Origin of the sequence: Collimonas sp. OK242 (genome assembly GCF_900107095.1) — a bacterium.
In the GTDB taxonomy this organism is placed as follows: Bacteria; Pseudomonadota; Gammaproteobacteria; order Burkholderiales; family Burkholderiaceae_D; genus Collimonas.
This window is the reverse complement of record NZ_FNOR01000023.1, coordinates 54147-62189: the sequence shown is the minus strand read 5'-3', so window position 1 is coordinate 62189 and position 8043 is coordinate 54147. Positions and strand designations below refer to the sequence as shown.

The 8043-nt window shown below is 59.1% G+C and carries 5 protein-coding genes and 1 pseudogene; 1 reads left to right on the top strand and 5 read right to left on the bottom strand.

Features of this window, described 5'->3' with window-relative positions; all coding sequences use genetic code 11:
- Positions 1-154 (top strand): annotated as a pseudogene (locus BLV81_RS24095) (IS5/IS1182 family transposase); the annotation flags it as partial.
- Positions 155-590: 436 nt separating this feature from the next.
- Here BLV81_RS24095 and BLV81_RS21175 read toward each other — a convergent pair.
- From BLV81_RS21175 to BLV81_RS21160, 5 genes are all read right to left on the bottom strand, one after another.
- Positions 591-1757, bottom strand: a complete 1167-nt coding sequence (locus BLV81_RS21175) for a sensor histidine kinase (RefSeq protein WP_092359895.1) — start codon at positions 1755-1757, stop codon at positions 591-593.
- A 343-nt stretch (positions 1758-2100) separates the two neighbouring features.
- The gene (locus BLV81_RS24310; RefSeq protein WP_255365405.1) at positions 2101-2391 is read right to left on the bottom strand and encodes a DUF885 family protein; all 291 of its coding nucleotides are present in this window, start codon (positions 2389-2391) and stop codon (positions 2101-2103) included.
- On the bottom strand, positions 2322-3974 hold the full coding sequence (locus BLV81_RS21170; RefSeq protein WP_255365404.1) for a DUF885 domain-containing protein: 1653 nt from the start codon (positions 3972-3974) through the stop codon (positions 2322-2324). Before BLV81_RS21170 ends, BLV81_RS24310 begins: the two co-directional genes overlap by 70 nt.
- 93 nt (positions 3975-4067) lie before the next feature.
- A complete protein-coding gene (locus BLV81_RS21165) occupies positions 4068-7205 on the bottom strand; it encodes a bifunctional diguanylate cyclase/phosphodiesterase (RefSeq protein ID WP_092359894.1) in 3138 nt (1045 codons plus the stop codon).
- Entirely contained in the window at positions 7202-7996 is a 795-nt protein-coding gene (locus BLV81_RS21160; RefSeq protein WP_092359893.1) for a substrate-binding periplasmic protein, read from the bottom strand. The genes BLV81_RS21165 and BLV81_RS21160 overlap by 4 nt, the downstream gene beginning before the upstream one ends.
- Positions 7997-8043 lie beyond the last annotated feature (47 nt).

The following is an 8043-nucleotide window of genomic DNA, read 5'->3' as shown; positions in this document are numbered from 1 at the left end:
GACGATCAAGTTGTGGATGGGATCGGCGCACTTCTTGACGAAGACTTTGAAACGGGTCAAAACCGAGATGAGTCTGCACGTACTTGCCTACAATTTGAAACGTGTAATGCAGATATTGGGTGTCGACCGATTGATGCGAGAGATCCGGGCCTGAAGGGCTCTTTTTGCTGTGAAAATGAACGTGATTTGGAGCGGATTGCGGCGGTTTTTAGACTGCCACTCAAAAAATATTCCGTGCCGCAGACGGAAAAACTCGTCAGAATAAACCGCTCTCGTGACTTGGATGGCGGTCGTTGAACACGTTATTGATCGTGCCAACGAATTTCTATGTTTTTACACACTCTGGGCCGTTTCGAGCCGGTCGCGAGGGGTCAGTTCGACCCCGAACCGCCATACAGCGTTCTCTTAAGCCGACGTTGAGGCAGCTGCGTAGGCTGGCCGTTCAATCGGACCATTTCCGAATCCTGTAACGACTATTCTTCCGAGTGCGGCATGTGGCCCGTAGCGCACTGTGCTCCGATGTTCCGGTGTGTCAAGAAACGTCATCTGCTCGATTGAAGGTTTCCCGATGAATGCCGCAGTCGGCGCAGCTATGCGCGCCGTAGGGCGACGAAAAAAATCGCGCCCTGATCCAGTTTTCCTTCAGCCCAGACCCGACCATCAAGTCGATGCATAATACGCTGCACGGTTGCGAGGCCGACGCCGTTGCCTTCGAATTCTCCGTCCCGGTGAAGGCGCTGGAAGACGCCGAACAGCTTGTCCTCTAAACTGGGATCGAAGCCCACACCATTGTCTTTTACGGCCACAATCGTTTCATCGCCGTCATCGCTCAGAGATTTAATCTCGATGATTGGGTGGTCACGCCCACGGCTAAACTTCACCGCATTGGACAGAAGGTTCGTGAAAACCACCTGCAATAGCGTTGCGTCCCCTCGGACTGTCGGCAAGCTGCTTAATTGCCATTCGGCGTCTTCTCCGCCTAAGGACTCACACTCTTTGCGCGCCACTTCGATAATGCCATTCAGATCGACGGCTTGCCGATTAATCTTAAGACGGTCTGTGTGCGCCAAAGTGAGCAAGTCATCAACCAACTTGCCCATTTTTCTGGCCGACTGGATGACGACATCGAGATAGTGAGTGTCGGTGGCATTAAGATCCTTAAGATCCTCCTGGAGAAACTGCGAGAAGGCGCCGATGTGGCGCAGAGGCGCTCTCAGATCGTGGGCCACCGAATAGCTGAAAGCGTCAAGTTCCTTGTTTGCGATCTCAAGTTGTGCAGTGCGCTGTTTCAGTGCGCTGTTGGTTTCCCGCAGCTCGTTTTCTGCCTGAGTGCGCCGGCTCACTTCATTTTGTAATTCCTGGTTGGCACGCTTAAGCAGTTCAGGGCTTGGGATGGCGAGCGCCTGGGGTATCAGCGGCCACAGCAAGGCGGCTGTCACAACCGACACAGTTGCCGTGAATACCTTCATTCCCGCGTCGGCCCAGTAATTGGGCAACCATATGTTCCAGATCGCAAAGATGTGGGTAGTACCGCAGGCCATCACAAAGACGCCGAACATCACGAAAATCCAGCGGAATGGGAGATCCGGCCGCTTCTGCACGAAGTACCACAGTGCGACCGGAATCGAGTAATAGGAGGCGGCGATGATGGAGTCAGCTATTACATAGCTCCAAAGCAATGAAGGGGTCCAGAGAAAACAATGGCCATGAGGCATGAAACCGGTCGTCTCGAAGTAAGAAGAAAGGGTATCCAGCATGCTTGCCTCCCGTTTTATTCACTCGGATGCGACGGTCCTGGCAGGATTTTTCTATTTCCCCGTGGAAACTTATCGTGTTTGAAAACTATTGTCAATCCCTTTAGATAACGGTGTTCTGCCATTTCTTGCCACGTCGGAATAGGAGCGTGGAGACGAACGGCAAACAGATGCAGCTGGCAAGCAGGCTGGATAGCCGCCATACCGGACAGCAATTTCCGAAACAGAGGTTCACCATGTTCCGGCAGTGGTCAGTGCAAACGGCCTCGCAACCAGTTAATGGGAAAGTGGCGGTCCTCTACGACGGGCCGCTTTTGGCGGTTGCGGCCCGTCGCGGAATATGCGCCTATATCGCCTGCACCCCGGCAATGTAGTTATCGACCACGGTCGGCAGCGCCGTCAACGGCACGCCGCCGCTTTTCACCAGCGCATCATTGAAACCCGCCAGGTCGAAGCGGCCGCCCAGCGCCACTTTCGCCCGTTCGCGCTGGCGCAGGATTTCGTTGTGCCCCATCTTGTAGCCGCAGGCCTGTCCCGGCGACGCGCAGTAGCGGTCGACTTCACTGGTCATGGCGGCGACGCCGCGCCCGCTGTTTTCAAGCAGGAAGCGGATCGCCTGCTGGCGCGTCCATTGCATCGCGTGCAGGCCGGTACGACCACCAGGCGGCAGGCGCGGAACTGCTGCGCCTGGAGATAGCCGATCTGGCTGAACGGATCATCCGCATACACGCCGAACTCATCGACCAGCTGCTCGGCATACAGCGCCCAGCCTTCGATGAAAGCGTTGAAACCCATCATCGAAGTGATCAGCGGCATAGCGGCATGGTGTTCAGCCAGATACGCGCTCTGCCAGGTGTGGCCGGGGATGCCTTCGTGTGCGGTCAGCGTGGCGATCTCGGATTTCGGCCACAGCGTGGTCGATTTCAGGTTGATGTAATAAATCGCCGGCCGCGAGCCATCCAGCGCGGCGAAATTCATATAGCCGAGCGGGGCGCCTGTTTCGATATCAGGCGGCACACGCTTGATCACCAGAGGCGCTTTCAGGCCCAGATGCGAAATTTTCGGCATCAGCGCGCGGACCACCGCAACCCGTTCATTGCAATAGGCGATCAGTTGTTCGCGTCCTTGATCATTGTCGGCATAGAAGCGTTTGGGATCTTTCGACAGGGCCAGCAGGCGTGCGCCGACCGTGCCCTGGGTAATGCCTTGCGCCTTGAGGATGGCGTCGATGCGGGCTTGCAGCATTTTGTTCTGCTCCAATCCGATCGCGTGGATTTCTGCGGCGCTGCGGGTGGTGGACGTGCCCAGCTTCAGCGCCCATTCGTAATACGCCGCACCGTCGGGCAAGCGGTGCACGCCGGCGACATCGCTGGCCTTGGCGCTAGCCTTGGCGAAAGTGTCGATCTGGCGGTCGAGCGCCGGATATACCAGCGTATTGACCAGCTTCGTCGCGCGCGCTTCCCAGTCGCCGGCGATGCCGAGTTTCCTGGTGCGTCCGGCAATCGAGGTGACCAGCTTCTGCGCCGCAGCCGGGGTCTTGCGATAATTCCGCAGCTGGATAAGCGCAGTGTGTGCGATGAAATCAGGCGGCATGATGCCTTTGGCGGCCTGCTCGGCGATGCGTGCGCTTTCCTGGTCGAGCACGCGGGCCATCGCTGTCACGCGCTCAAGATAGGCTTCGGCATCGGCCGCGTTGGCGATGGTATGCTGCGAGTCGAGAAACTCCGGCACGGAAAGCACCGCGCCATCCTGTTGGGTAACCGGGAATGGCTGCGTGCCGCCATAGAAACCGCTGGCCGCGCCGCCATACGAAAAGCGCAGCCCGTCCACTCCTTCGTTCGCCGCATAACGCACGCTGTCGTAGCGGATTTGCGCATCCGCGCCAAGCTTGGCGCGGTCCAGCGTCGCCATGCGGGCCAGCATCGATTTCACCTGGCCGGCCCATGCAGCTTGTCCGGCGGGTGATGCATCCGGCAGACGCGATTTGAGCGCAAGGCGCGCGCCGGAATCGAGTCCCAGCGAAGTGGCCGAAGTCGGCGACAGGCGCAGGATTTCTTCGGCAAAGTCGGCCAGCAAGCTTGAAAAGCGAGCGTCGGCAGAAAGTGCTTCCTTGCTCTGGGTCTGAGCCAGGGCGATGCGGGGTAGCGTAACAACAGCGGCGGCGGACAGTGCGCTCAGCAGCAGCTCACGGCGGGAAAAAGTCAGTGGCGTATCTTTCATGGAATCCTTTCAATGCGGGGAGTGCAGGAAAAAAGAATTGATGCGTCGCCGACCATATCGCGCGTGGTGGAACGGTGTCAATGAAATTTGCTGTCATGACATCGCCCCTTGTGCGCGCATGCCAATGACCATCGGCAGCAATCCGGCTTCACGCGCAAACTCTTCAAAATCCTCGCTCGGCAGCGGCAGGCAAAAATAGTTACCCTGATAGGCGTGGCATCCGATACTCGCCAGGAAATCCCGCTGCGCTATAGTCTCGACTCCCTCGGCGATGACCTCCAGGCCAAGGCTTTCGGCTAAGGCCAGGATAGTCTTGGCGATGGCGGCGTCGTTGGCATCGAACAGGATGTCGCGTACGAACGAATGGTCGATCTTCAACTGGTCCAGCGGCAAGCGCTTCAGATAGGCCAGCGAGGAATAGCCGGTGCCGAAATCGTCCAACGAAAAACACACACCTTTGATTTTGAGTGCAACCATCTTTTGGATGATGTCTTGCATATTGTCCACCAACAGGCTTTCCGTCAGCTCCAGTTTCAGCCGGCTCGGATTGGCGCCGCTTTGACTGATTACCGCCAGCACCTTGTCGACAAAATCAGGCTCGCGGAACTGCTGGGCGCTGATATTCACGGCCACTGTGAGATGAGCCATTTCCGGACGAGTGGCCCATGCCGCCAGCTGGTTGCACGCGGTTTGCAGCACCCAGTCACCCAGTGGAATAATCAATCTGGTTTCTTCAGCCATGGGAATGAAAGCGGCCGGAAGCACGATGCCGCGCTGCGGATGCTGCCAACGCACCAACGCCTCGACACCCGTGACGCGGCCGCCATCGGCTACCTGGGCCTGGTAATACAGCAAGAATTGTTTGCGCTCGATCGCCTTGCGCAGCCCTGCCTCCAGCGCGGCGCGCGCCAGCACCACAGTCTGCATGGCCGGATCGAAAAAGCGCAGCGCGTTGCGTCCTGTTTCCTTGGCCTTGTACATGGCCAGGTCGGCCTGCTTCAGGAGTTCCTCAATCGAAGTCTGATGCCCCTGGAACAAGGTGGCGCCGATACTTGCGGTGCAACGGTATTCGATATCGTCAAGCTGATACACGCCGCTGAGTACGGCGAGGATTTTTTCACCCACGGCTTCGGTCTGGCTGGCTGCTTCTTGCGGACTTTCACTCAAGCTTCCCAACACAACCACGAACTCGTCGCCGCCCACCCGCGCCACCGTATCGACTTCACGCACGCTGGCAGCAAGACGTTGCGCCGCTTGCAGCAGCAGCAGGTCGCCTTGATCATGGCCCAGGGTGTCGTTCAATGTCTTGAAGTGATCGAGGTCAACGAACAGCAGGGCGCCGCAGGTCTCATTACGGGCGCTGACCGTGATCGCCTGCGTCAGGCGATCCAGCAGCAGGGTACGGTTGGGCAAATGGGTAAGGGCGTCAAAGAAAGCCAATTCCTTGATTCTTTCTTCCGAGATCTTGCGCTCGGTGATGTCGTGATGGGTGCCGATATAGTGGGTGACGACGCCGTCGTCTCCCGCCACCGCCGAGATCGTCAGCCATTTCGGATACACTTCGCCATTCTTGCGGCGATCCCATATCTCCCCCTGCCAGCCGCCGCTGTTGTGAATGGCGTCCCACATCTCGCGGTAAAAAGCTGGATTGTGGCGGCCCGACTGCAGCATGCGCGGTGTCTGGCCGACAACCTCCGCCGCCGCATAACCGGTGCTTTCGGTGAAAGCGCCGTTGACGCGCAGGATCCTGCACCCGGCATCGGTGATCATCATGCCCTCGCGCGAATCGAAAGCGACCGCCGCGATGCGCAGTTCAGCCTCGGACTGTTTGCGTTCGGTGATGTCGCGGCCACTGGTGCGAAAGCCCGTGAAAGCACCCTTGGCATCGCAAATCGGCGCCCAGGACATGGAAAGCCAGAACACCGAACCATCCTTGCGCACGCTGCGAAATTCCAGATCGTCGCCGCGCAGGCCCTGCAGCGCTTTCTGGAATTCAGGCCCCACGCGGGGCATATCGTCAGGATGAATGAGTGTGGCGGCCAGGTCGGGCATCGCCATGCACTCCGCCACCGTATAGCCGGTGTATTCCTTGACGGACGGATTGATCCAGCGCGGTTTGCCATCCAGCCCCCACCAGACTTCCCAGTTGACCATGCAATCGGCGATTGCACGGAATTTCTCCTCGCTCTCGCGCAGCTCCGTGGTCATGGCGGCGGCCAGTTGCATGGCCCGGCGGCGGCCGGTCAGCAATAACCAGGAGAGCAGCGCCAGCAGCAGGCTGAGGCCGATGCCGGTGAGCGCAATCGGCAGCTGGGCGTTACTTCTGAAGCGTCCCCTGAAGTCATCCGTGGCGCTCATGGAAAGCGTCCAGTTGTGCCCGGCGATGACCAGATACTCATTGGCCGAAATGACGGCAGGCAGGCGCCGCCCGGGTTCAAGCGGCGAGAGGTAGGTAAGTGCGGCGACGGATGGTTCGACCCCGTCGTAAATGGCAAAAGCCAGGCCGGGCGGCAGTTCGCCGTACAGGCTGGCCATCACGTCGCTCATATGGAAGGATGCGTAGACCCAGCCGGCCAGGTGGGCGCGACGCTCGGCGACGCTGTCATGCGGCTGGCCCCGGGTATAGATAGGCAGGTACATGACGAAGCCGGGGCGCGCATCCGCCTCGCTATCCACGACCAGCCGGATCTTCCCGGAAATCGCCGGACTGCCTGAGTCACGCGCCGTCTCCATGGCACGCCGCCGCACGGGATCGGACCAGGCGTCGAAACCAAGAGGGCCGCGATTGCGGCCGACGTAAGGTTCGCGTTGAACGATGGGAACGTAGTTTTCACGCTGCCCGTCCGGTTGCACCGAGTAGTCGGCGAAGCCGAGCCGGCGCATGGCGACGACATGGCTTTCTTTATTCGCCGCCGGCACCCATTTACCTACGCCGATGGACTGGATCCCGGAATAATTGGCGTCAAGATTGAGCGCGCCGACGTAGTCGCGAAAACTATCGCGGTCCATCTCGCCGGCGACGGTGCACAAACTCTGCACACCGCGCAGCATCTGCTCGTAGGTCTCCATACGCAGCTCAACCCGGCTGACGGTCTCGCGCAGGGAAATATCGAACTGGGACAGCAACTCTTTTTGCGAGGCTTGCTGTTCATGATCCCAGACCGCCCAGGTAACGCCGAGTGCAGCGGCCAAGATAAGCAAGGGCAGCAGGATCGGACGCGGCCAGCTCACGGCGGCGCCTGGAAATCGACCATGGGGCCGGCGAAGGCGGGGCTGAAGTATTTCTCGAAGATACGGCGGACGCTGCCGTCTGCACGCATCTCGTTCACCAATGCGCGCCACTTATCCTGCTCGGCTGCCGTCAGCGCCTGGTTCGACATGATGAGTCCGTGCGGTATCGCGGGATCGTTGAATTCGATGACGGTGGTGATGTCGCGGATCTTCTTTTCCTCCAGGGCCGGATAATCGAAGGGCTCGATGATCATGCCCTGAATCCGGCCGAGGAGCAGCGTCTGATACAGCGGAGCCAGGCCATTGGCCTGGCTGACGCGGCTGGCGGCGGTCAGTTGGTCGACCAGGCGGTTGGCGGATTCGCTGTAACGGAAACTCCGGATGACGCCAAGCTGAAAGCGGTCGCTGTGTTCGAAGTCGGACAGTTTGCGCATGCCGGCATCCTTGCGCACCAGCAAATAGTATTTGTTGGTGAAGTACCAGGCAAAGCCCGCGAACCGGTTGCGCTCGGCATTGGCGATGCCGGACAGGCTGAAATCAAGCGCGCCGGACTCGATCAATTGCCAGATGCGGTCGCGCGACATCAGGCTGACGTTGACCTTGCAGCCGCTGCGGCGTATCAGTTCGTCGGCGAAATCCTTGTCGATGCCGGTATCGGTGTCGACCGAATAAAGCAGGCCGTGATCGTGCAATGCGAGCGTAAAGGGACGCGAGCAGTCGGGACCGGCTGCAACTGCGCTGCCAAGGCCGCACACTGAAAGCACCAAGCAAGCCAGGCATTGTCGGATCATAGTTTCGCCATGCGGTAAAAAATACAGGCCATTTCGTCAGCAGCCGT

Bases quoted from the DNA above. Each gene is read 5' to 3' on its own strand.
- BLV81_RS21175 (WP_092359895.1), bottom strand. From the start codon at position 1,757: ATGCTGGATACCCTTTCTTCTTACTTCGAGACGACCGGTTTCATGCCT.
- BLV81_RS24310 (WP_255365405.1), bottom strand. From the start codon at position 2,391: ATGCAATGGACGCGCCAGCAGGCGATCCGCTTCCTGCTTGAAAACAGC.
- BLV81_RS21170 (WP_255365404.1), bottom strand. From the start codon at position 3,974: ATGAAAGATACGCCACTGACTTTTTCCCGCCGTGAGCTGCTGCTGAGC.
- BLV81_RS21160 (WP_092359893.1), bottom strand. From the start codon at position 7,996: ATGATCCGACAATGCCTGGCTTGCTTGGTGCTTTCAGTGTGCGGCCTT.